General features: G+C 70.3%; 18 protein-coding genes, 1 pseudogene and 1 riboswitch. Of the genes and pseudogenes, 14 read left to right on the forward strand and 5 right to left on the reverse strand.

The features are described from left to right. Positions 1–138: 138 nt before the first annotated feature. Positions 139–390 (reverse strand): annotated as a pseudogene (locus ACFU8Q_RS15590) (chitinase); the annotation flags it as partial. Positions 391–460: 70 nt separating this feature from the next. Continuing rightward, positions 461–591, forward strand: a riboswitch (FMN riboswitch). A 158-nt stretch (positions 592–749) separates the two neighbouring features. Here ACFU8Q_RS15590 and ribD point away from each other — a divergent pair. The 10 genes from ribD to ACFU8Q_RS15640 all read left to right on the forward strand — a co-directional run bounded on the left by ribD (position 750) and on the right by ACFU8Q_RS15640 (position 9,299). Further along, a complete protein-coding gene (gene ribD, locus ACFU8Q_RS15595; protein WP_384453255.1) occupies positions 750–1,850 on the forward strand; it encodes a bifunctional diaminohydroxyphosphoribosylaminopyrimidine deaminase/5-amino-6-(5-phosphoribosylamino)uracil reductase RibD in 1,101 nt (366 codons plus the stop codon). Beyond that, a complete protein-coding gene (locus ACFU8Q_RS15600) occupies positions 1,851–2,468 on the forward strand; it encodes a riboflavin synthase (RefSeq protein ID WP_384453258.1) in 618 nt (205 codons plus the stop codon). Then, positions 2,465–3,109: a nicotinamide riboside transporter PnuC gene (locus ACFU8Q_RS15605; RefSeq protein WP_384453261.1), complete on the forward strand. Its 645-nt coding sequence runs from the start codon at positions 2,465–2,467 to the stop codon at positions 3,107–3,109. The genes ACFU8Q_RS15600 and ACFU8Q_RS15605 overlap by 4 nt, the downstream gene beginning before the upstream one ends. Then, entirely contained in the window at positions 3,106–4,404 is a 1,299-nt protein-coding gene (locus ACFU8Q_RS15610) for a bifunctional 3,4-dihydroxy-2-butanone-4-phosphate synthase/GTP cyclohydrolase II (RefSeq protein WP_384453264.1), read from the forward strand. The genes ACFU8Q_RS15605 and ACFU8Q_RS15610 overlap by 4 nt, the downstream gene beginning before the upstream one ends. A gap of 30 nt (positions 4,405–4,434) precedes the next feature. Then, entirely contained in the window at positions 4,435–4,920 is a 486-nt protein-coding gene (ribH, locus tag ACFU8Q_RS15615; RefSeq protein ID WP_266745064.1) for a 6,7-dimethyl-8-ribityllumazine synthase, read from the forward strand. A 35-nt stretch (positions 4,921–4,955) separates the two neighbouring features. After that, positions 4,956–5,228, forward strand: a complete 273-nt coding sequence (locus ACFU8Q_RS15620; RefSeq protein WP_073739434.1) for a phosphoribosyl-ATP diphosphatase — start codon at positions 4,956–4,958, stop codon at positions 5,226–5,228. 71 nt (positions 5,229–5,299) lie between these two features. After that, positions 5,300–6,148 (forward strand): ATP phosphoribosyltransferase, encoded by an 849-nt coding sequence (gene hisG / locus ACFU8Q_RS15625; protein ID WP_384453268.1) that lies wholly within the window; start codon positions 5,300–5,302, stop codon positions 6,146–6,148. 35 nt (positions 6,149–6,183) lie between these two features. Then, complete coding sequence (locus ACFU8Q_RS15630; protein WP_384453271.1) at positions 6,184–6,648, forward strand: PH domain-containing protein; 465 nt, start codon at positions 6,184–6,186, stop codon at positions 6,646–6,648. A gap of 186 nt (positions 6,649–6,834) precedes the next feature. Next, positions 6,835–8,205: a hemolysin family protein gene (locus tag ACFU8Q_RS15635; RefSeq protein ID WP_384453274.1), complete on the forward strand. Its 1,371-nt coding sequence runs from the start codon at positions 6,835–6,837 to the stop codon at positions 8,203–8,205. Further along, positions 8,202–9,299, forward strand: coding sequence for a hemolysin family protein (locus ACFU8Q_RS15640; RefSeq protein WP_384453277.1), 1,098 nt, complete (start codon positions 8,202–8,204; stop codon positions 9,297–9,299). The genes ACFU8Q_RS15635 and ACFU8Q_RS15640 overlap by 4 nt, the downstream gene beginning before the upstream one ends. Positions 9,300–9,384: 85 nt before the next feature. Here the strand turns inward: ACFU8Q_RS15640 and ACFU8Q_RS15645 are convergent, their stop codons facing one another. Both ACFU8Q_RS15645 and ACFU8Q_RS15650 read right to left on the reverse strand, forming a co-directional pair. Then, complete coding sequence (locus tag ACFU8Q_RS15645; protein ID WP_384453280.1) at positions 9,385–11,295, reverse strand: AAA family ATPase; 1,911 nt, start codon at positions 11,293–11,295, stop codon at positions 9,385–9,387. Positions 11,296–11,655: 360 nt separating this feature from the next. Next, the gene (locus ACFU8Q_RS15650) at positions 11,656–12,285 is read right to left on the reverse strand and encodes a uridine kinase (protein WP_384453283.1); all 630 of its coding nucleotides are present in this window, start codon (positions 12,283–12,285) and stop codon (positions 11,656–11,658) included. A 175-nt stretch (positions 12,286–12,460) separates the two neighbouring features. On the opposite strand from ACFU8Q_RS15650, the gene ACFU8Q_RS15655 reads away from it, so the two are divergent. The 4 genes from ACFU8Q_RS15655 to ACFU8Q_RS15670 all read left to right on the forward strand — a co-directional run bounded on the left by ACFU8Q_RS15655 (position 12,461) and on the right by ACFU8Q_RS15670 (position 19,479). Then, on the forward strand, positions 12,461–13,846 hold the full coding sequence (locus tag ACFU8Q_RS15655) for a peptidase C39 family protein (RefSeq protein WP_384453286.1): 1,386 nt from the start codon (positions 12,461–12,463) through the stop codon (positions 13,844–13,846). A gap of 425 nt (positions 13,847–14,271) precedes the next feature. Further along, entirely contained in the window at positions 14,272–16,368 is a 2,097-nt protein-coding gene (locus ACFU8Q_RS15660) for a SpoIIE family protein phosphatase (RefSeq protein ID WP_384453289.1), read from the forward strand. A gap of 494 nt (positions 16,369–16,862) precedes the next feature. Beyond that, positions 16,863–18,074: a hypothetical protein gene (locus tag ACFU8Q_RS15665; RefSeq protein ID WP_384453315.1), complete on the forward strand. Its 1,212-nt coding sequence runs from the start codon at positions 16,863–16,865 to the stop codon at positions 18,072–18,074. Between the two features lie 172 nt (positions 18,075–18,246). Next, on the forward strand, positions 18,247–19,479 hold the full coding sequence (locus ACFU8Q_RS15670) for a hypothetical protein (RefSeq protein WP_384453292.1): 1,233 nt from the start codon (positions 18,247–18,249) through the stop codon (positions 19,477–19,479). An 80-nt stretch (positions 19,480–19,559) separates the two neighbouring features. Here ACFU8Q_RS15670 and ACFU8Q_RS15675 read toward each other — a convergent pair whose 3' ends face one another. Both ACFU8Q_RS15675 and ACFU8Q_RS15680 read right to left on the reverse strand, forming a co-directional pair. Continuing rightward, entirely contained in the window at positions 19,560–20,540 is a 981-nt protein-coding gene (locus ACFU8Q_RS15675) for a LuxR C-terminal-related transcriptional regulator (RefSeq protein WP_384453295.1), read from the reverse strand. Between the two features lie 677 nt (positions 20,541–21,217). Continuing rightward, positions 21,218–22,492, reverse strand: coding sequence for a glycoside hydrolase family 18 protein (locus ACFU8Q_RS15680; RefSeq protein ID WP_384453298.1), 1,275 nt, complete (start codon positions 22,490–22,492; stop codon positions 21,218–21,220). Positions 22,493–22,737: the final 245 nt, after the last annotated feature.

Here is a 22,737-nt window from a genome sequence, read left to right on the forward strand (position 1 = left end):
GAGCTGTTCACCCCGGCCGGCTGAGCATGGCCGAGCCCCGCGGCGACCGGGGGCGAACCGGTCACCGCCGGGCAGTCGGGGGAGGGGCCGGCCGGCTCCGAGGCCCTGCCGGACACCCCGGTCACCGATGGAGCCGGGCGTCTCACTCAGCTTGGTGTCGGCGGCGAAACCGTAGTCGGTGACGTAGTCGCCCCCGATGCCCTTCTCCAGGTTCCTGGCGTGCCACATCGGGTTGGAACCGGCGGGCGCCTCCTTGCCGTTGGCGTCCAGGTCGTGCCGGAGGTTGTCGTTGCCGACGGCGCCGTCACCGCACTTGGTCAGCCCCGCGCCGGCCGGGCAGTCGGTGGTGGCGGCCCTGCCCCACAGCCCGTCCGTGCCGCCTCGCGCGTGTGAGCCACTCCACAGGCGCTCGCCCATATGGCCCATCGGCGGGCATGGCACACTGATCGTGTACCAGCAGCAGCGCACTCCGGGGTCGGTGTAATTCCGAACCGGCGGTTATAGTCCGCGACCCGTCCGCATCCAGCGGCCGGTTGACCAGGTGGGATTCCTGGACCGACGGTTAAAGTCCGGATGGGAGGCAGTGCGCGGCGGGCCGTTTCACGGGTACGCCGCCGTCGGCGGATGGTTTTCGGGCAACCGATCCCATCCGTTCGTTCCGGTTTTCGGCGTTCCCCTGTTGCGTTCCCGCTTCATCTGTCGTCGTCGACAGGCCCCGGAGTCCGTGCCCGAAGAGGCAGGAGGACCCGGTGGACACCGCAGCCGACATCACCGCCATGCGCCGAGCGATCGTGCTCGCCGCCCGCGGTCTCGGCTCCACCAGCCCCAACCCCGTCGTCGGCTGCGTCATCCTCGACGCCGCGGGCCAACCGGCCGGCGAGGGCTTCCACCGGCGCGCCGGCGGGCCGCACGCCGAGATCCACGCCCTGCGTGCCGCGGGCGGCCGTGCCCGTGGCGGCACCGCCTACGTCACCCTCGAACCCTGTAACCACACCGGCCGCACCGGCCCCTGCGCCCAGGCCCTCATCGAGGCCGGTGTCGCCCGGGTCGTCTACGCCGTCGGTGACCCGAACCCGCAGGCCACCGGCGGTGCGGACACCCTGCGCGCGGCCGGGATCAAGGCCGAGCAGGGGCTCCTCGCGGACGAGGCCGAGGCGGGCAACGCGGCCTGGCTGACCTCGGTGCGCCTGGGCCGCCCGTACGTCCTGTGGAAGTACGCGGCGACCCTCGACGGCCGGATCGCGGCCGCCGACGCCACCAGCCGCTGGATCACCTCGCCCGAGTCCCGCGCCGATGTCCACCGGCTGCGCGCCGAGGCCGACGCCGTCGTGGTCGGCTCCGGCACCGCCCGTACCGACGACCCGCAGCTCGGCGTACGGGGCGTGGACGGCGCCGTACAGCCCCTGCGGGTGGTCGTGGACACCGGCGCCACCGCCGTACACCCCGGCGCCCGCGTCCTCGACGACACCGCGCCCACCCTGATCGCCGTCGCCGATGACGCCGACGCCCGCCGGCTCCCCGAAGAGGCCGTGCTGCGGCTGCCGCGCGCCGCCACCGGCCCCGGCCTGGACATCCCCGCCCTGCTCAGCGCCCTGTACGGGCGGGGCGTCCGCTCCGTACTCCTCGAAGGCGGCCCGACCCTGGCCGGGGCCTTCGTCGCCGCGGGAACGGTCGACAAGGTCGTTGGCTACCTCGCTCCCGTGCTTCTCGGTGCGGGCCCCGCGGCCCTCGCCGACGCCGGAATCTCCACCATCGCCGAGGCGTTGCGCCTCGATGTCACCGAGACCGTCCGTATCGGCCCCGATCTGCGCATCACCGCCGTACCCGGCCCCGCCCGGAAGGGAAACTGAGTGTTCACCGGAATTGTCGAAGAACTGGGTGAAGTCACCGCCGTCGAGAAGCTCGGCGACGCCTCCCGCTTCCGCTTGCGCGGTCCCGTCGTCACCGAAGGCGCGAAGCACGGCGACTCCATCGCCGTCAACGGCGTCTGCCTCACCGTCGTCGACCTGGGCGAGGGCGAGTTCACCGCCGACGTGATGGCCGAGACCCTGAACCGGTCCAGCCTCGGCGCCCTGGAGACCGGCTCCCGGGTCAACCTGGAACGCCCCATGGCGCTCGGCGGCAGGCTCGGCGGCCACATCGTCCAGGGCCATGTCGACGGCACCGGCCGCATCGTCGAGCGCAAGATCTCCGAGAACTGGGAGATCGTGAAGATCTCCCTCCCGGCGGACCTCACCCGCTACGTGGTGGAGAAGGGCTCGATCACCGTCGACGGCGTCAGCCTGACCGTCGTGGACGCCGGACCCGACTACTTCACCATCAGCCTCATCCCCACCACTCTCGCCCTGACCACGCTCGGCATCAAGGAGCCCGGCGATCCGGTCAACCTGGAGGTGGACGTCATCGCGAAGTACGTCGAGCGGCTGCTCGGCGACGCCGCCCGGGACCCCGAGGAGCCGGTGAAGTGACGGCGCTGAACTGGCTGAACTCGGAGGCGTTCACCGTCTTCGGGCAGCACATCATCTGGTCCGACATGATCGGCAACACTGTCGGTCTGATCGCGCTGACCCTGGGCTGGCTCCGCTCGATCTGGACCTGGCCCGCCCAGCTGCTGTCCGGCGTCGTCCTGGTCGCCGCCAACGTCTCCGTGCACCAGGCGGGCAGCGTCGGCAAGCAGCTCGTCGTCATCGCCGTGGCCGTCTGGGGCTGGCAGCAGTGGACCCGGGGCAGGCAGCAGGCCCAGGACGGCTCCATCGCCGTACGGTTCGCCACCTGGCGCGAGCGCGGCTACCTTCTCGGCGGCGCCGCACTCGGCACCCTCGCGGTCGGCGGCCTGTTCACCGCGTTCCCCTCGCTCTCCTGGAGCCCGTGGGCGGACGCGTACATATTCGCCGGGACACTCGTCGCGATGCTCGCCCAGGCCCGCGGCATGGTCGAGTTCTGGTTCGCCTGGCTGCTGGTCGATCTGGTCGGCGTACCCCTGAACTTCCACAGCGGCCTCGCCTTCTCCGGTCTCATCTACGTCGTGTACGGCGCCCTCGTCCTGTGGGGCATGCGCGACTGGTGGCTGCGTTCGCGGACACCCGCTCTGGAAGGAGCCACGGCATGACTGCCCAGCCCACCTGGTTGCACCGGGAACACGAGAGCGTCGTCGAGGACCTCACGCTCGACCCCGTGGAGCAGGCGATCCGCGACATCGCCGCCGGACGGCCCGTCGTGGTCGTCGACGACGAGGACCGGGAGAACGAGGGCGACCTCGTCATCGCGGCCGAGAAGGCCACCCCCGAGATCGTCGCGTTCATGATGAGCGAGTGCCGCGGCCTGATCTGCGCGCCCATGGAGAACGACGAGCTGGAACGGCTCGAACTGCCGCAGATGGTCGCCCACAACACCGAGTCGATGCGTACGGCGTTCACCGTCTCCGTCGACGCCTCGGCGGCGCACGGCGTGACCACCGGCATCTCCGCCGCCGACCGGGCCGCCACGCTCCGGCTGCTGGCGGGCGGGGAGGCGGGCCCCGGCGACTTCGTACGGCCCGGCCACATCTTCCCGCTCCGCGCCCGCTCCGGCGGTGTGCTGGTCCGCAACGGCCACACCGAGGCCGCCGTCGACCTCGCCCGGCTCGCCGGACTGCGGCCCGCCGGGGCGATCGTCGAGATCGCCGGCGAGGACGGCGTGATGCTGCGGCTGCCGCAGCTCGTCCCGTTCGCCCGCAAGCACGGCCTCACGATCATCTCCATCGAGGACCTGATCGCCTACCGCCGCTCCTCGGAGCCGACCGTCCGCCGCGAGGCCGAGGTACGGCTGCCGACGAGCTTCGGCGCGTTCACGGCGTACGGCTACCGCTCCACGGCCGACGGCGTCGAGCATGTCGCGCTCGTCCACGGCGACATCGGCACCGGCGACGACATCCTGGTGCGGATCCACTCCGAGTGCCTGACCGGCGACATCTTCCAGTCGCAGCGCTGCGACTGCGGGCCCCAGCTCCAGGCCTCCATGCGCCGGATCACCGAGGAGGGCCGCGGCGTCGTCGTCTATCTGCGCGGCCACGAGGGCCGGGGCATCGGTCTGCTGTCGAAGCTGCGCGCCTACGAACTCCAGGAGCGCGGCATCGACACCCTCGACGCCAACCTGGAGCTCGGCCTGCCCGCCGACGCCCGGGACTACGCGGCCGGCGCCCAGATCCTCAAGGACCTCGGCATCCGCAGCCTGCGGCTGATGACCAACAACCCCGACAAGACGGCCGCGGTCCTGCGGCACGGTCTGGCCGTCACCGGCCGCGAGCCGATGCCCGTCAAGGCAGGCGAACACAATCTGCGCTACCTGCGCACCAAGCGCGACCGCATGGGGCACGACCTGCCCTGGCTCGACGCCGCCACGGCGTCGACCTGCGGCAACCAGTGAACGATCACGGAAACGAGCGGTAGGAGAACCATGAGCGGCAAGGGCGCACCCGAACTGTCCGTACGCAACTGCGGTGACCTGCGCGTGGCGGTCGTCGCCGCGCAGTGGCACGAGAAGATCATGGACGGACTCGTCGACGGCGCCCTGCGCGCCCTGCACGAGCTGGGCATCGACGAGCCGACCCTGCTCCGGGTGCCCGGCAGCTTCGAGCTCCCGGTCGTCGCCAAGGTCCTTGCTGGCCGCGGCTACGACGCGATCGTCGCCCTCGGCGTGATCATCCGCGGCGGCACCCCGCACTTCGAGTACGTGTCCCACGGCGTCACCAACGGCCTCACCCAGGTCGCCGTCGACACCGGAGTCCCGGTCGGCTTCGGCGTACTCACCTGTGACACCGAGGAGCAGGCCCTCGACCGGGCAGGACTGGAAGGCTCCAACGAGGACAAGGGGCACGAAGCGGTCACCGCGGCCGTCGCCACCGCCGCGACGCTGCGCACCGTCAGCGAGCCCTGGCGCTGATCGGAGGCCCCGGACCCCGTACTCTAAGGACCATCATGGCGAACAAAACCTTCGAAGAGCTCTTCGCCGAGCTGCAGCTCAAGGCCGCCGACGGCGATCCCTCCACCTCCCGCACCGCCGAGCTGGTGGACAAGGGGGTCCATGCCATCGGCAAGAAGGTCGTCGAGGAGGCCGCCGAAGTCTGGATGGCCGCCGAGCACGAGAGCAAGGACGCCGCCGCCGAGGAGATCTCCCAGCTGCTGTACCACGTCCAGGTGATGATGGTCGCCCGCGGAATCTCCCTCGACGACGTCTACGCCCACCTCTGAGCACGACCTCCGCACCACACACATCCGCACACCGCACCGGACTCCCTCCTCACATAAGGAAACCTGACCTCATGCTGCGCATCGCCGTTCCCAACAAGGGTTCACTCTCCGGGCCTGCGATGGCGATGCTCCATGAGGCCGGCTACCAACAGCGCAAGGAGTCCAAGGAGCTCGTCCTCGTCGACCCCGAGAACGAGGTCGAGTTCTTCTACCTGCGGCCCCGCGACATCGCGATCTACGTCAGCTCCGGCCGCCTCGACATCGGCATCACCGGCCGCGACCTGCTGCTGGACTCCGGCGCCGACGCCGAGGAGATCCTCCGGCTCGGCTTCGCCCGCTCCACCTTCCGCTACGCCACCAAGCCCGGCACGGCCCAGGGCCCGCAGGACTTCGACGGCAAGACGATCGCCACCTCCTACGAGGGCATCGTCGCCAAGCACCTCGCCGACCTCGGCGTCAACGCCTCCGTCGTCCACCTCGACGGCGCGGTCGAGACCGCCATCGAGCTCGGGGTCGCCCAGATCATCGCCGACGTCGTGGAGACCGGCACCAGCCTGCGCAATGCCGGACTCGAAGTCATCGGCGAGCCGATCATGACGTCGGAAGCCGTCGTCATCCGCCGCACCGGCGCACCGGACGACGACCCCAAGGTGCAGCAGTTCCTCCGCCGCCTCCAGGGCGTCCTGGTCGCCCGCTCCTACGTGATGATGGACTACGACTGCCGCGTCGAGCACCTGGAGCGCGCGGTCGCCCTCACTCCGGGCCTGGAGTCGCCGACCATCTCCCCGCTGCACCACGAGGGCTGGGTCGCCGTCCGCTCCATGGTCGCCGCCCGGGAGGCCCAGCGGATCATGGACGATCTGTACGACCTCGGCGCGCGCGCCATCCTCACCACCGCCATCCACGCCTGCCGCCTCTGACGGCCGCGCGACCACCCGGAAGACAGAAGAACACCATGTCCGCCCCCGCGCCCCGGTCCGAACTCCCCACTCTCCCGATCACGTTCCGGCCGACCCGAACCCGGGTGGTCCTGCTGACCGTGGGGGCGGCCATGTTCGTCGTCATCACCGTCATCGCCCTGACCCTGGAACAGCTGAGCGCGGGGGAGCGGTCCAGCTTCGTCTTCACCGCGCTGCTGTTCTTCGGCGTGCTCGCGCTGCTCAGCCGCCCGAAGATCGTTGCGAACGAGGACGGGGTGACCGTGGTCAATCTCACCCGGACGCGCCAACTGTCCTGGGCGGAGATTCTCCGCGTCAACCTGCGTGTCGGCGACCCCTGGGTCTTCCTCGACCTGAGCGACGGGACCAGCATGCCCGCCCTCGGCATCCAGCCGGGAATCGCCAAGCAGCAGGCCATCCGCGACGCCCGTGCGCTCCGTGCCCTCGCCGAGAACCACGGCACCGGTACGGACAACGGCTGAGCCCCCTGCCGCGTACGGCCTCTTCTTGATTACTCTGGAGGGCGGCGGCGCCCTGTGCGTGCCCCGCCCCGCACGAGAGGTCCACGAGACCGGCGGGGCTTTCCTGCGACCCAAGGAGTGACTCCTTCCAGCAATGGACGGATCGTCCGGTAGTACCTGCGCCGCCCCCTCCCCGGAGGCGGCGGCATGACCATCCCCCTGCTGCTTCTGAGCGCGGCATTCCTTCTCATCCTCGCCAACGGATTCTTCGTGGCAGCCGAGTTCGGGCTCGTCACGGTCGAGCGGCCGGACGCCGAGCGCGCCGCCGCCGAGGGCGACCGGCGGGCCCGGACCGTCGTCGAAGCCCTGCGTGAACTCTCCTTCCAGCTCTCCGGCACCCAGCTGGGGATCACCATCACCTCACTGGTCGTCGGCATGCTCGCCGAACCGGCACTCGCCCAGCTGCTGGACGGCCCCCTCACCCTGACCGGGCTGCCCGACGGCGCCGTCCCCGGCATCAGCGTGGTCATCGGAATGATGGTGGCCTCCGCCGTCCAGATGGTCATCGGCGAACTCGTGCCCAAGAACTGGGCTGTCTCCCGGCCGCTCCAGGTCGCTCGCTTCGTCGCCGGCCCCCAGCACCGTTTCTCCGCCGCTCTCCGGCCGGTGATCAGCCTGCTGAACACCGTCGCCAACCGGCTGGTACGGCTGCTCGGCGTCGAACCCACCGACGAGCTGGCCTCCGCCCGCACGCCGGGGGAACTGGTCTCCCTGGCCCGGCACTCGGCCGAGGCCGGCACCCTCGAACAGGACACCGCGGATCTCTTCGTACGGACCCTGTCCCTCGCCGGGCTCACCGCCCAGCACGTCATGACCCCACGGGTGAAGGTCAGCGCCCTGCAGACCTCGGCGACCGCGCAGGACGTCCTCAACCTCACCCGCGCCACCGGCCTCTCCCGCTTCCCGGTCTACCGGGAGCGCATCGACGAGGTCGTCGGCATGATCCACCTCAAGGACGCACTCGCCGTGCCCGCCCAGGACCGGCTGCGCACGCCGGCCGGCCGGATCGTCGTACCACCGCTGCTGGTGCCGGAGACCCTGCCCGTCGAACAGCTGCTCCAGCGGCTGCGCAATGAGCAGCCGATCGCCGTCGTGGTCGACGAGTACGGCGGCACCGCCGGAGTCGTCACCCTCGAGGACATCATCGAGGAACTCGTCGGCGAGGTCAGGGACGAGCACGACGCCGAAGGCGCCGACCGGCCCGAACTGGCCTCCGCCGCTCCGGAGGACGGGCGCCCGGCCTGGGACGCCGACGGCAGCTGCCGGGTCCTGACCCTGCGCCGGATAGGACTCGACGTCCCCGACGGCCCGTACGAGACCGTGGCCGGACTCGTCGCCGATCTGCTGGGACGCATTCCCGCCCCCGGTGACCGGGCCGAGCTGCCCGGCTGGCGGATCTCCGTACGCCAGGTGGGGCACTACCGTGCCGAGAAGGTCCGCTTCGTGCGCACGGCCGAGGCGACCGACCCCCTCACTCCGGCCCCGCTGACCCAGGATGCCCTGGAGGCCGTGCGATGAGCCTGGTCCAGCTGATCTTCGCCGGACTCCTCGTGCTGGCGAACGGCTTCTTCGTCGGTGCCGAGTTCGCCCTTGTCTCCGTACGGCGCAGCCAGGTCGAACCCCTCGCGGCGGCCGGGTCGGGCCGGGCCCGCCAGGTGCTGTACGGACTGGAGAACCTGCCGCAGATGATGGCCGCCGCCCAGTTCGGCATCACCGTCTGCTCGCTGACCCTCGGAGCCGTCGCCGAACCGACCATCGCCCAGCTGCTGGAGCCGGTCTTCCACGCGGTCCACCTGCCCGAGGGGCTCATCCATCCGCTCGGCTACGTCCTGGCGCTGGTCTTCGTGGTCTTCCTCCACCTCGTCATCGGCGAAATGGTTCCTAAGAACCTCGCGATGGCGGCGCCGGAGAAGACCGCGCTCTGGCTCAGCCCCGGCCTCGTGGGCTTCGCCCGCCTGTGCCGCCCGGTCACCTCCGCACTGGGCGCCTGCGCCCGGCTGGTGCTCCGGATCTTCGGCGTCGAACCGAAGGACGAGGTGGAGGCCGTCTTCACCAGCGAGCAGCTCAACCGGCTCGTCGAGGACTCCGGCCAGGCGGGACTCCTGGAGCCGGAGGCCCAGGAGCGACTGGAGGACGCACTGGAGCTGGGCAGCAGGCCCGTCACCGATGTGCTGCTCAGCCGGGCCTCACTGGTGACGGTGGACCCCTCCGTCACCCCCCACCGGATCGAGCAGCTGACTGTACGCACCGGCTACTCACGCTTTCCCGTGTGCGCGGAGGGCGGCGGTCCGTTCATGGGCTATCTGCACGTCAAGGACGTGCTTGACCTGGAGGACGGCGAACGGGCCGTCCCCCAGCACGTCTGGCGCCCGATGGCCACCGTGCGGGCCGAGCTCCCCCTGGACGACGCCCTGACGGTGATGCGCCGCGCGGCGACGCATCTGGCACAGGTCGCCGACGCGTCGGGCCGGATCCTCGGCCTGGTCGCCATGGAGGACGTCCTGGAGATGCTCGTCGGTGAGGTGCGCGATCCGGCCCACCGGGTCTCCGTACCGCGCCGGACGGCGGACACGACGACCGGCACCGGCGAACTCACCGCGTCGGTCCACTGAATCCCGACCGCCGGACGGGCTGATTCTCCATTCTTCAGCCCGTCCGGCGATCTAGGGCAAGGGCTGCCGGGCATCCCCGGCCTCCTTACAACGCCGGCGGTTCCTGCGGCCCCCGGTCCACCGGCCCCCGGCCGGACAGCACCTCGCCGTACGCCTGCATCAGATCCGGCAGCCGCAACGTGGCCAGATCGTCCCGGCTCGGCAGAGCCGCGTAACCGGAGAGCCGCAGATCGCGGTAGGCGCAGCTCTTCTCGTACAGGGTGCGCAGGAACCGCCCGTTGCCCAGCTCGTCGATCCAGCCCTGGTCGACGACATGAGCGCTGATGGAGCGCAGCTCCTCCAGGGACTCCTCGTCCCACGCGTCGCTGTTCTCCGCGGCGAGTACCTCTCCGATCGAGGTGAGCTCCAGGGGCCGGTAGCTCGGGAAGTCCACCCGGGTGGTGAAGCGGGAGGAGAGCCCCGGATTGGTGGCCAGCAGCCGGTCCATGCCTTCCGGATAGCCCGCGAGGATGACGACGAGATGGTTCCGGTTGTCCTCCGCGCGCTTGAGGAGGACCTGGAGCGCCTCGTCGCCGTACGCGTCGCCCTTGCTGTAGCCGGTGTTGGAGAGGCTGTACGCCTCGTCGACGAACAGCACCCCACCGAGCGCCGAGTCGATCAGCTCATTGGCCTTGACTGCGGTCTGGCCGAGGAACTCGCCCACCAGATCGGCCCGTTGGGCCTCGACGAGATGGTCGCCGCCGAGCAGGCCGAGGGCGTAGAAGACCCGGCCCAGGATGCGGGCCACCGTGGTCTTGCCGGTACCGGAAGGGCCCGAGAAGACGAAATGGCGTTTCGGCGGCTGCACGGGCAGCCCCTGACCGGCCCGCAACCGCGCCATGTTCAACTGCGCGGACAACGCCTTGACCTGGCGCTTGACGGGTTCCAGACCGACCATCCGCTCCAGCTCCGCCAGCGCCTCGGCGAGCAGCACCGGATCGCTGGGCCCGGCCGGAAAGGGGGACTGCGGCTGACCGGGCACCGCCGTCTTCCGGCGCGCACCGTCGGACGGCGGCGGCCCCCCGAGGCCCACGAGCCCCGGGGCCTCGCTGCCCGGCCGCAGCTCCCGGCCGTCCACCAGATCGGTGCCGAGCAGCGCGTCTGTGTCCGGCTGCGCCTCCGCCACGGCGTCCGCACCCAGCCCGGCCAGGGTGACGGCGGTGATACCGGCGGCCTCGTCGGTGCCCTCGAGGCCGTCGTAGTCCGCGATCGCGGCGAGCCGGGCCGAGGTGTCCATGAACGCCGGGTCGATCCGGTGCACCGCCCGGTAGAGCGGCAGGGCGGCGGCGCTGCGGCCGGTGCCCTCGTGCGCGCGGGCCAGCCAGTAGCGCAGCTCCTTGCGCTGCGGCTGTTCGCTGCGGCAGCGCATCAGCGCGGTGGAGAGCAGTGGCTCGGCCTGCCCGTACATCTCCAGTCGCACCCGCGCCATCCCGCCGAACAGCCCCGCCTCGATGCCGAGCAGCGGATCGTCGGTCAACTGCTCGGTGTTGCGGACGAGCTGCTCCCAGTCCTTGACGAGGTAGGAGCGGCAGGCGTGCAGGAAGCGGACCTGCGGGTCCGTGTCCACCGGCGGCAGGCCGGCCAGCGCGCGGTCCAGCTCGGGGACATGGCGCCCGTCCAGCCAGTGCGAGGCGTGCGCGAGAAGCAGATCACGCGGGCTCTCCAGCACCGGCTGCACCCACCAGCCCAGCCAGTACCAGGAGTTGAGCGTGCGTCGATGGCGGGTGCGTTGCTCGCCGAAGCGTTCGCGATGGCGGTACATGCGCAGCAGCGCCGTCGTCGTGTCGACCCTCAGCGCATGGAGGCCGAGCCAGCCGTCCGCCATGCCGGGATCGATCCGTACCGCGGCCCTGAACTCCTCTTCAGCCTGCGGGTAGGCGCCCATGGTGTAGGCGTCCACGCCGCGTAGCCAGGCGAGGTCGGCCGGGGCCTGCGCGCCCTGCGTGCCGATGTCCATCTGGTCCCCCACAAACCGTGCCCCCAGGATGTCCCGCCGCACGACCTGCCCGCCGAGGCGCGCTGAATCACTTTGCCACGGACGGGAATTGACCGCACCGAGAGGCATCGTACCTGCGCAGGGAGTGTGCGACTAAGAGCACCGCAGGCAGAAGGGAGACCGTTACCGAGGGTAGGCGGAATCCGTCGAGTCGACGGGGGAAAGGGGGTGCGAAGGCAGAACGAAGCCCCCGATCACGGGGGAACAACCGGGGGCTTCGTGTCTGCGAGGGCTCCGAAAAGCCGCACATTGAGAACGTAAGACCTGTACCGCCCTCGGGTCAAGCAGAGTTGAGGTACTTCCGGGGCGTTTTCTCACCACTCAGCTCGGTGGCGCAATGCGCTCACGCTCCGTGACGGAATGGTTCGCTCCTGCTGCCCCGCCGGGTCCCTCCAGCCACTCGTACCCCACCGGCAACTGCCTTACCAGAGCGTCCGCGTGCGGGCGCGAGGGATCGGCCGAGAAGTGTGCCGCCTCGGCCGCCGTCCACTCGTCCCAGAAGGCCGACAGGGCCGGCCCGTCCCGACGGCGGCCCCGTTCCCAGGACTCCGCCGCACCGAGATCCATCCACAACGACCGCGTCAGACGGGGCCGCAGCGCCCGGCGGCCCGCCCCCACTCCTTCGATCAGGACCACCGGCGCCGGCTCCAGGGCGCGCGGCGGCGCGAACCCTCGCGCGGTCCAGTCGTAAGGCGCGTAGTACGCGCACTCCCCGCGCGACAGCGGCACGATCACCTGCTCCCGCAGCCGCTCCACCCAGGTGAAGAAGGACTCATGGGTGGCCAGATCGTCCAGACGCAGTACGGGGGCGCCGTCGAGCGCGGCGGCGAGGCGTGATGCGAAGGTGCTCTTCCCCGATCCGGCGTGGCCGTCGATGGAGATCAGCCGCACCGGTCCGCAGGACGGCGCCAGAGTGCGCAGCCGCGCGGCGAGGAGCGAGAGGTCGTTCATGCGCCCCAGCCTACGAGCCGGTCCGAAGCAAGCGCAGGTCACGCCAGTGGACCAGACCAATATTGGTTTGCTGATGCGAGTCGAATCGCTGGCCGAATCCGGCCACGACCCGCGATAGTTGGCGCACTGTCGTGCACCTGCAGCCCCATTCCGCTTACGACCGGGGGTCTCGCCCATGAACAGACCGACCTCGCGCAGAACCGTGCTGACCGCCGCGCTCGCGGCAGCGGCCACCGCCGGTACGGTGTCGTCCGCCGGCTCCGCGACCGCCGCCGTTCCCGCCGCGGCCCAGCCCACCGTCGGCCCGCCTGCTTCCTCCTCGGCGGCCGCTTCCCTGGTGGACAACCACTCCTGGCACACGTACACCGACTGGCGCAGCGGCTCCGGCGCCGGGACGCGCGCCGTCGCGGGCCGTCGCCCCGGTCTGGTGATCGGTCACGCCGAGGGGAGTACCGACTACACCGATCCGCACACCGGGAGGACCGCCGCCTGGGAGTACGCGACCTGGACCTCGCCGGTCCACCGGTCCGCGGTCCCGGCGACCGAGGTGATCGCCTCGTGGAACGCGGACACCCCCGCGGGCACCTGGATCCAGATCGAGCTCCAGGGGCGCTACTCGGACGCCACCTGGACACCCTGGTACGTGATGGGCCGGTGGGCAGCGGGCGACGGCGACATCCGCCGGACGTCCGTCGACGACCAGACCGACGGCAAGAGCTCCATCTGGACCGACACCTTCTCGGTGGACGACGCGGCGAGCGGCCTGCGGCTGGTCTCGTACCGGCTGCGGCTCACCCTCCTCCGCTCCCCGGGCACCCGTCTCACGCCCACGGTGTGGCGGCTCGGCGCGATGGCGTCCGACATACCGGACCGCTTCACCGTGCCCGCCAGCACGCCAGGCCTCGCCCGGGAACTTCCGGTGCCGCGCTACTCGCAGAACGTCCACGCGGGGCAGTACCCGGAGTACGACAACGGCGGCGAGGCCTGGTGCAGCCCCACCTCCTCGCAGATGATCATCGAGTACTGGGGGCGCAGGCCCACCGCCGAGGAGCTCGCCTGGGTCAAGCCGGGCCTGGCCGACCCGCAGGTCTGCCACGCGGCCCGGTTCACCTACGACTACCAGTACGAAGGCTGCGGCAACTGGCCGTTCAACGCCGCGTACGCCGCGACGTACGACCACATGAGCGCGGCCGTGACCCGGCTCGGCTCGCTGACGGACCTGGAGACGCTGATCCGGGCGGGCATCCCGGTCATAACGTCGCAGTCCTTCCTCAAGGAGGAGCTGACCGGCGCGGGGTACGGGACCTCGGGCCACCTGATGACCGTGATCGGGTTCACCGCGGACGGCGACGTGATCGCGAACGACCCGGCCTCGCCGAACAACGAGGCCGTGCGCCGCGTCTACAAGCGCACGGAGTGGGAGACGATCTGGCTCCGCACCAAGCGCTACGACGCGAACGGCAAGGTCAGGAGCGGTACGGGTGGTGTCTGCTACGTCTACTGGCCCGCCGCGCCGACACCGGGCCAGCGCCGGGCTCTGAAGTCACTCGGCCTGATGTGAACAGGTGCGGCGCGACGGCCGCCTCGACGGCGTGAGGGCAGCGTTCCGGCGTCCTGAGTGAGGTGGCCGTATCGGTCCGCCGTGACCTGACCGAGTAATGCCCGAGCCGGGGGACACCTCGTGCAGGGACATGCCGCTTGTCGAGGTCACGGTGGACCCTGAGTGCCGCAAGTCGTACGGATTGTGTTCAGGCGGCCCGAGTCGCCTGGACATCATCGACCGCCTCGCCCCTGTCTTGATCGAACTCCCGACGCGCCCCCGCCACGCGCGTCGGCCCTGCCGTGCCGTGGACGATCAGTCCGGAGGATGCGAGGGCGACTGGTGCCGGGAGACGATGGAGGGGACTCCGGGGGCACGCAGGACACGGCAGCGTGGGCCCGAGTCGGGACATCGAGCCGCCGCGGTGGGCGGAAGGGAGTGCCGGGATGAGTGTCTCCGAACCATCCCGGGCGGGGCCCGGCCCGGCAGGGTCTGCTTCGTCCGCGCCCGGTGGACTGCTCGACGTGCTGGGCGTTGCCGCCGTCGTCCTCGACGAGGACGGTCGGATCGTGCTGTGGAGTCCGCAGGCCGAGGAGCTCTTCGGTTACACCTCCGACGAGGCCCTGGGCCGGTTCGCGGGCCGACTCCTGGTCCACGAAGAGAACCTGGAGCAGGTCATGGACCTGTTCGCCCAGGTCATGGGGGGCAATGGCAGCTGGGCCGGAGTCTTTCCCATTCGGCGCAGGGATGGTGGCACGAAACTGGTGGAGTTCCGCAATATGCGGCTGATGGATGACCGGAAGGGCCTGTACGCCCTGGGGCTGGCGTCGGACCGGACCACCTTGCGGCGGGTCGAACGGGATCTGGCCCTGTCCACGGGACTGGTGTCCCAGTCCCCGATCGGCTTGGTGGTCATGGACACCGAACTGCGGTTCGCCGCGGTCAACCCGGCGCTGGAACGCATGGACGGCCTGCCCGCCGACGAGCTGATCGGCCGGCGCACCCACGATGTCCTGCCGTTCCTGGACACCGAAGCCATCGATTCCTCGATGCGCCAGGTCCTGGACACCGGCGTCCCGATCCTGGACCTGGAGATCGTCGGACGCACCGCCGCCGATCCGGATCACGAGCGTGCCTGGTCGGCTTCGTACTACCGGCTTGAGGACCCGGTCGGCAAGGTGCTGGGAGTGGCCGGGTCCATCGTGGACGTCACCGACCGGCACCGCATGGCTGCCGAGGCACACCACGCGCGTCGGCGCCTCGCCCTCCTCGCGGACGCCTCGGTACTCATCGGCACCACTCTCGATCTCCACCGGACCGCCCACGAACTCGCCGACATCGTCGTGCCCGACCTGGCCGACGTCGCTACGGTCGACATCCTCGACACCGCCCTGAACGGCCGCAGCACCCCACCGTCCCCGCCGCAGGGGCACGCCCGGTTCCGGGCGCTCGCCGTGAAGGCGGCCCACCCCACCGAAGCCGTCCGCGCCGCCGACCCCACCGGCGACATCGCAGATTACGGCGCCGACCGCCTGGTCACCCAGTGCGTCACCACCAGCGACCCGATCCTCGTACCCCATGTGGACGGCGGAGATCTGCGGCGGATCGCCCGCTGCCCCGAAACCGCCACTGCCCTGGCCCGCGCGGGCCTCCACTCCTACCTCGTGGTGCCGCTCATCGCGCGCGGCGAAGTCCTCGGCGCCCTGGACCTCAAACGCTTCCGCAACCCGCTTCCCTTCGACGACGACGACCTCATCCTGGCCAGCGAGCTGGCCGTCCGGGCCGCCGTGTCGATCGACAACGCACGCTGGTACCAGCGGGAACGCGACGCCGCTCTTACTCTCCAGCGCAGCCTGTTGCCCCAGCACCCGCCGCACCGGCCGGGCCTGGAGATCGCCTACCGCTACCAGCCGGCCGAGGCCGCCCGTGAGGTCGGCGGCGACTGGTTCGACGTCATCCCTCTGCCCGGCGACAAGACCGCCCTGGTGGTCGGCGACGTCATGGGCAGCGGCATCCCCGCCGCGGCCACCATGGGACAACTGAGCAGTGCCACCCGTGCGCTCGCCGACCTCGACCTCGACCCCAGCCGGGTCCTGCACCACCTGGATCGCAGCTCCACCGGCCTCGATCAGGCCATCGCCACCTGCGTGTACGTCGTCTACGACCCGCACCGCGCGCACTGCCGCATCGCCCTCGCCGGACACCTGCCCCCCGCCCTCGTACGACCCGGCCGCGCCCCCGAACTGCTCGACCTGCCCACCGGCGTGCCCCTCGGCGTCGGTGGGGTTCCCTTCCGTACCACGCGCATCGCCCTGGACCCCGGTGACAAGCTCGTCCTGTACACCGACGGCCTGGTCGAAACCCGCGACCGGCCCATCGACGCGCGCCTGGCCACCCTCCTCGGCCTCCTCGGCCAACCGGACCGGCCCCTGGAGGCGACCTGCGACCTGCTCCTGCATGCCCTGCGCCACCCGGACGACCACGACGACACGGCCCTCCTCATCGCCCGAGCCGAGCCCGCACGCGGGCCGGGAGCGTCCTGAATCAGGAGGGTCAGCGGCGGTCTCGTCGCACGTACTCCGGCTCCACGGACTCCGGGCTGTGCGGCGGCGTGGGTGTACGGGCTGAAACGATCCCGGGCGGGCACGCCGCGTCGGGGGAGGGCGCGACGGTGCGTCAGTGCCCGTCGGTGAGTGTCTCGCCGAGCAGCGCGGACAGTTCACTCGGCGACGGCGTTCTCGCTGACTGTGCCCTGCACCTGGACAGGCCCTTGAGCAGGGAACTCCTCGACCGAGTGCGCCCACCGATATCGCCCGGGGTCCTGCCGGGTCCGGAGTGGCTCGAGCCTGTCGGGCACAGCTTCCGCCCAGTCGCCGTGCTGCGGATGACCACCGCCCTCGCCCTCGGTCCGCTTCACCCATAGGGCCGCCCGGGCCGTCCCCGGCAAGTTGTCGATGCCCACCTCCCGCTGGTCAACGGACTGAAATTTGCCGCTGGTTACATTCACAAGCCGGGCAGCGGCTACCGTGCTGTTGTGATGATCAACGGGGACGACACGGCATCCGGGACCGCGCTGTTGATCGCGGCAGCGCCGGCCGGCAAGGGCTGTCTCATCGACGCGAGCAGCGTCCTGCCCACGCTCGCGGCGGTCCCGCCCAGCATCCTGACCGGCACGACGGCATCCACCATCGTCGAACTCGCCGAACCGACCGACCCGCAGACCGTCCTCACCCGCATCCGTGCCGCGGCCGCCGTACCCGGCCCGCTCTCCCTCTACATCACCGGACAACTCCACCTCGACCACAAGCAGCGTCTGATCCACCTCGCACTCGCCCGGACCACGCCGACCACCCTGCGCTATACCGGACTGCCCTGGCACTGGCTGGTCGGCGAACTCAAACTGCGCGCACCGGGCACCACCACCGTCGTCACCGACGTGGTCGCCGCCCCGGACGCCTGGCAGCAGCTCCGTACCGAGGGTCTCGCCCTCGGCTACGGAATCCGCGTATACGGCCGGATCACCCCGCCGCCGCCCCGCCGCCGAATCGCAGAACCGACCTACCTGAAGGCCCTCGCTACCACCTGGCGCAGCGGCGTCAACCCACCACTCGCCCAGCTCCACGAACAGGCCGCTGCCCAGGCCGGCCCCGACGACGCACTCTTCCTGGCCATCGACCACACAGCCGTCCCCGCCCCTGCGACCTCGGCTCTCCACGTACCGAACCGGCCACAGCAGGAGCCTGCACCTGTTCCGACGGCGCCTGCTCCGATTTCGGAAGACACCGAGGTGGCCGAAAAGGATCCGCTGCCTGCGATTTTCGCCGCCGCCCACGCGGGGCGGCACGGCGAGGCCGCGTCGCTCGCAGCCATGTGGGAGGGGTGGGCTCTGCGCATCCACGGCGTCGGCTCCGTACAGGCCACCCACTGGCTGGAGGTCCGAGCCGACCTCGCTCGCCTGGCCGACGATCCGGCGCGCAGTTGCGAGTTGTGGATGGCTGCCGCCGACGCCCGCCTCGCCCGGCAACAGCCCCCGGACGACCCCGCCGTACAAGACGCCGTGGACCGCGCCCACCACCAGTGGCAGGAACTTCGCGACCCGCAACGGGCCCGGGAACTCGGCCCGCTTCTGGTCGCATTGCGCCGCCACGTACCCGGCCGACGCTCCGGGGCGGTCGAAGCCGTCCAGCACCGACTGGAACTGCTGCACACCATGCCCCCGGTCGAGGCCCGACGGGCGGCAGCATCCTGACGAGGGACAGGGGCGGAGTATTCCGCGCGACGCACCGCGCGCCATGGAGAGTTGTCCGGTTCCAGACATGACTGGTTTCGGCCAATCACCGCCCGTTCACTAATGGGCAGTCGGACTCACAGACTGGCGACGCCCGTGGTTCCCCTACCGGGCACCCTCAAAAGGAGTCCACGTGAAGAAGACCCTCTCCATGGCGGCGAGCCTGGCCATTGCCACGACCTGTGCCCTCGGCATGTCGTTTCCTGCGCACGCCGCCGATGCGACCGGGATCACGACCGCCACCGCACGGTCGCTGCAGTCGTCCGTCGACACCTCCCAAATGGCGCCGCAGACCCAGGCAATCGTCGACAAGATCCAGGCCGAGCTGCCCGCTGACTGGGAGTCCCGCCTCAGAGCAACCCGTGCGAAGTACGGCCTGAACGAGTCGTCGTGGAGCGAGATCCGCGACAGCGTGATCAACCCCGGCGACTACCAGTGCCGGCAGACCGAACTCACGACGTACGCCAACTCTCTCCTCAAGGGCGTGCACCCCGGTGTCCTCGGAAACCTCCAGTTCTACGGTGGCTTCGACTGGGCAGCCTTCGACGCGCTGATCTCGGGCACGGAGTCGAAGTCGAACACCTTCGGCGTCAACGGCGAGTACACCCAGAAGCTCACCGCCGAGATGAAGAACCTCAAGCGCTTCTGGGACATCGACTCCGCGGGCATCCAACTGGTCTCCATGCACGGAACGGACGTCCTCTCCAGCCCCGAGCGGCTCGCCCACGTCCTCTCCGTGATGTACGGCAACCCGATCGACGAGGCCCCACGGGAATGGGCGATCGGCCTGGCCAAGACATTCATCGAGCTGATCGACTCGGAACCCGTTCTTCAGGGGGGCGCAAACCCGATCTTCACCTTCAACGCCTTCGCCTACAGCGAGAAGGGGGACCCGGAGCCCCTCGGCATCTCCGACCGGATCGTCATGGGTGACGGCGTCCTGCAGGGCATGGCCGCGGTGGGCCTGGGCGGTGTCGCGTCGAAGGGCATCCTGGGCCACGAGTTCGGTCACCATGTGCAGTTCCAGAAGGACCTCTTCGAGAGCGATCTGACCGGTCCGGAGGCCACCCGCCGCACCGAGCTCATGGCCGACGCGTTCGGGACGTACTACCTGACCCACGCCCGTGGCGAGTCGCTGAACGCCACCCGGCTCCTCAAGTCCGAGAAGTCGTTCTACCAGGTCGGCGACTGCAGCTTCACCAGCTCGGGCCACCACGGCACGCCGAACCAGCGGCTTGCCTCGTCCAGTTGGGCGGCGGGCGTGGCCAACGACGCGTCGAACCAGGGGCACATCCTGCCGTCGCTCAAGTTCGACGAGCTGTTCGAGGCCGAGCTCCCTGACCTGGTCAAGCCGGACGCCGGCTGACGGCCGCCGCTCCCACCGCGGGGCGGTGATCGCCTGAGCGGCCGAAGACCCGCGCGGGGCGGGCCGGATCACGCACCCGTTCAGAGCCAGCCGCGGCGGCCGGCCTGGACACCGAGCTGGAACCGGGTCCGGGCGCCGAGCATCTCCTGCAGGCGTGCGATGCGTCGGGCGACGGTCCGCTCGCTCACCCCGAGCTCACGGGCGATCGACTCGTCGGTCAGTCCGGCACTGAGGCAGCTCAGGATCTGCCGGTGCCCGTTCATCGAACTGGTCCCGCTCTCGACGGCCTCGCCGGCCAACGGGAGCGGAACGGCCATCCGCCAGTACGACTCGAACACGCCGATCAGCCCGTCCAGGAGCCCCGACGGCTGGACGACGATGCTGTGGTGTCCCGTGCCGTCCGGCGCGGTGACGGCCACCACGGCGAAGCGGTCGTCGCAGACCAGGATGTTGAGCGCGACGTCCGGGAAGACCCGCGCCTGCTGCCCGCGGTCGACGCACTCGTGCGCCACCTCCAGCGCCCTGGGGTCCTGCAGGATGTTGGCGCCGTACACCACCCGGTAGGCGATCCCACGGACCAGCGCGTCCAGCGTTCCGGGGCTGACCTCCGGCACACGATCGCCCCCGCCCACCGGCCCTATCGACAGCCCACGCACCTCCGCCACGGCCTCGTCGTGGACGCGTTGCTGGACCGCCAGGTGTCTGTGGGAGGAGTCGACAACCTCGACATAGCTCGATCCCGAGGTGTGGTCGAGCCAGAACCGTGACAGGAGCGTCGCGCTCTCGTAGGCGATCCGGGCTTCGCGCGCGCGTCGTTCGGCGACGGCTTCCAGCATCGCGCGAGGTGCCTGGGCAGTCAGCCTGCCGTCCGTGTGCGACACCAGACCGATGTCGCTGAGCTCGGTGACCCCGTGCTGGAGGCTTTCGAGGGGCGAACCGGCCAATGGCGCCCGGTCAGCGAGCTCGGCCAAGGTCCGCGGACCCTGTTCCACGAGCGCGAGGTAGACACCCTCCGCTGTCGCGGAGAGACCGAGAGCCTGCAATGGGCGCAGTTCGCGCACTTTCCCCCCAACCCGGCGGCGCTGCGCTGAAGATCGTCAGCGTAGCACCGACGCGAGCAGCAGACGGCGTTCGAGCGCCGGTCGACGCCGACCACCCAGCAGGCCCCGCATCCGGGACACTCGACCTCACCTGTACCGCCCTGTACGGCCGCCGGTCACGCGAAGTCGAGGAGGAGACCGGTTGGCGCCCGACCCGCGCGCGGAGGTTCCTCGGCACCGCAGCCCGGGCGGGGGACGACGGCGGTGGACTCCGTCACGAGGCCGACTGTCCCGGCGAGGTTTCCGGCGACTTGGACCACCCCACGTGGGAATGGTCCAAGCACTCCGCCTACGACTGGTTCGGTCCCGACACCCTCGCACGCCTCGAAGAGAACCGCAGGACAGGGGAGTTCTCAATCCACGACGTCATCGCACGAGCCGTTGAGGATCGCCCGGACAGAACCCAGTGCCCCTCCCGGCAAGCCTTGCCCCGTCGCGCCGCCCAGCACGGACTCCCCCAAGGCCTTGGGGGCCAGGGGGACCCCCTTCCGCGTTGGCCGAAAGCCCTGGTGGCTCCTTCCTCAAGCTCTCAACTCCGTTCGAGCAGGGGAGACCCCGTCCAAGGACTTCCGGCCGCCTTGCGATCGCACGCACCGGACGACGCTCCTTCCGGGCAAACATTGCCGGTCACGGCACTACTAGTTGATCGCCTTGATCAGTTCGCCGTTGGTGGTGTCACCACTGAGCTCCCAGAAGAAGGTGCCGCCCAGTCCCTGCTGGTTCTTGTAGCTCATCTTGGACGCGATAGTGGCCGGGGTGTCGTAGCTCCACCAGTTGGTGCCGCAGTGCGCGTACGCCGTGCCCGCGACGGTGCCGGTCGCGGGGCAGCTGTTCTTCAGGACCTTGTAGTCCTCGATGCCTGCTTCGTAGGTGCCGGGGGCCGCTCCGGTGGCGGTGCCGCCGGGCGCGTCCTGGGTGACGCCGGTCCAGCCGCGGCCGTAGAAGCCGATGCCGAGCAGCAGCTTCGATGCTGGGACACCTTGCGCCTTCAGCTTGTCGAGGGCCGCTTCACTGTTGAAGCCCTCCTTCGGGATGCCTTCGTAGGAGGTCAGCGGGGAGTGCGGGGCGGTCGGCCCCTTCGCGTCCCAGGCGCCGAAGAAGTCGTACGTCATCGGGTTGTACCAGTCGACGTACTTCGCCGCGCCGCCGTAGTCGACGGCGTCGAGCTTGCCGCCGTCGGAACCGTCGGCGGAGATCGCCGAGGTGACCAGGTTGTTGGCGCCGAACTTGGAGCGCAGCGCCGCCAGTAGGTTGCCGTAGGCGTCACGTCCGCTGGTGTCGCAGGTCAGGCCGCAGGCGTTGGGGTACTCCCAGTCGATGTCGATGCCGTCGAAGACATCGGCCCAACGGGGGTCCTCCACCAGGTTGTAGCAGGACTCGGCGAACGCGGCCGGATTCTTCGCCGCCTCGCCGAAGCCACCGGACCAGGTCCAGCCGCCGAACGACCAGATGACCTTGAGATCCGGGTGCAGCTTCTTCAGCTTGCGCAGCTGGTTGAAGTTGCCGCGCAGGTCCTGGTCCCAGGTGTCCGCCACGCCGTCGACCGACTGGTCGGCCGTATACGCCTTCTCGTAGTCGGCGTACGAGTCGCCGATCGCGCACTTGCCGCCGGTGACGTTGCCGAAGGCGTAGTTGATGTGCGTGAGCTTGTCGGCCGAGCCCGAGGTCTCGATGTTCTTCACGTGGTAATTGCGCTGGTAGACACCCCAGTTGGTGAAGTACCCGACCACCTTGTCGCCGGCCGCTGTGGGGGCGGCCGCGTCGGCTGCGGGGGCCGCGGCCCGCGTGGTGGTGGGGGCCGCGCCGGCCGACGCGGTGCCCGCGACGCCCAGCAGGGCGGCTCCGAGGGCGGCGGTACAGGCGGCTGCGGCGAGCGCCCGGAAACGGGCGCGGGAACGATACGGTCCAGACATCTTGTCTCCTCGTGGGGGAGGGAACTCGTGAGTGGGGGCGTACTGCGGGCCGTCCGTGAACTTGGCATGAACGCGGAAAGGCCGGTTCGAGTGGAACCGTAGATGGACTAGACCAGTTGGGTCAATGGTTCGGACCAATTCCGGTGATCGTCCCGCCCGCCCCCGAGTCGCTCCGTCACCCCGTGACGGATATCGTCCGATCGGGCATACTCGAGCCGCCACAGCCGCCGGCCAGCAACTCTCGT

This window comes from Streptomyces sp. NPDC057543 (assembly GCF_042801895.1).
Taxonomy (GTDB): domain Bacteria; phylum Actinomycetota; class Actinomycetes; order Streptomycetales; family Streptomycetaceae; genus Streptomyces.